The sequence below is a fragment of the Streptomyces boncukensis genome, assembly GCF_011045075.1.
GTDB classification, from domain to species: Bacteria; Actinomycetota; Actinomycetes; order Streptomycetales; family Streptomycetaceae; genus Streptomyces; species Streptomyces boncukensis.
This window is the reverse complement of sequence record NZ_JAAKZZ010000991.1, coordinates 1-1,169: the sequence shown is the minus strand read 5'-3', so window position 1 is coordinate 1,169 and position 1,169 is coordinate 1. Positions and strand designations below refer to the sequence as shown.

General features: G+C 72.0%; 1 protein-coding gene. It reads left to right on the top strand.

Going from position 1 to position 1,169, the window contains the following annotated elements; all coding sequences use genetic code 11:
• Positions 1-182: 182 nt before the first annotated feature.
• On the top strand, positions 183-1,049 hold the full coding sequence (locus G5C65_RS37515; RefSeq protein ID WP_165303513.1) for a Rieske (2Fe-2S) protein: 867 nt from the start codon (positions 183-185) through the stop codon (positions 1,047-1,049).
• Positions 1,050-1,169 lie beyond the last annotated feature (120 nt).

The window sequence follows — 1,169 nt, the reverse complement described above, 5'->3', positions numbered from 1 at the left end:
TTGCGCCCCCGCAAGGAGGCGGGCAGCAGCGGCCGAACGAACTCCCACTCCGCATCAGACAGTTCATGGCGACGTATCACCCGACCATGATCCACCATCCAAGATCAATTGAAGACACCGCCTAGGAGGTGCCGTCACCCCCGGCGGCGTTTCCCCGGGGCGGATCGGGTCACCCGGCGGCCATGCGGAATCCTCTTGCGAAGATCGAAAAGCTGGAGAGCGCCACAGCGCTCGACCGGTTCGCCGCGCCGCTGCGGTCCGGGGTCAAGGCGCTGCCGCTGGGCCCGGTGCGCGGGGCGCTGCACGGAGGCTGGCAGGGGCACGCGCTGCATCCGGCCCTGGTCCAGGTGCCCATCGGCGCCTGGAGCTCCGCCGCGCTTCTCGATCTTTGCGGCGGTGACCACCGCGCCGCACGTCTGCTGATCGCCACAGGGCTGGCGGCCGGGACGCCGGCCGCTGTGAGCGGGGCGGTCGACTACGCGGAGCAGTTCCCCGAACATCAGCGTGTCGGGGTCGTGCATGCGGCGGCGAACATCACAGCCGTGGCCCTGTACACCGCCTCCCTCGTCGCCCGCCGCAGGCCCGGCCGTGGACGGCTGCTCGGCTTCGCCGGACTCACCGCCGCCACGGTCGGCGGGTTCCTCGGCGGTCACCTGGCGCACCGGCAGGGCGCCGGGGTGAACCACGGCGATTCGGTCCCCCACCTGATCGACGCGAGCTGGCACCCGGTCGGCGCGCCGGAGGAGTTCCCGCGAGGTGAGGTCGTCCGGCGGACGGTCGGCGAGGTGCCGGTGATGCTGGTACGGGACGAGGAGGGCCTCGGTGAACTGCACGCGCTCGCGGACAGGTGCGCGCACCTGTCCGGTCCGCTGTCGGGGGGTGAGGTCTGCGACGGCCAGGTGACCTGCCCGTGGCACGGCAGCACGTTCCGCGTCACCGACGGCTCCCGCGTGGCGGGCCCGGCCACCTCTGATCAGCCCGCCTTCCAGGTACGGCTCAACGACGGCCTGGTCGAGGTACGGCTGCCCACGGCCAAGGCCGTGCCCTAGGGGGTGTTTCGAAAGCCCCGCACGCCACCTGGAACGCCCGGCACGTGCTCTCGCCGCACCGGCCGAAAGCCCGAGTACGCCCAGTACGAGGGCTTTCACCCGGCACGCCGAGAGCACGCA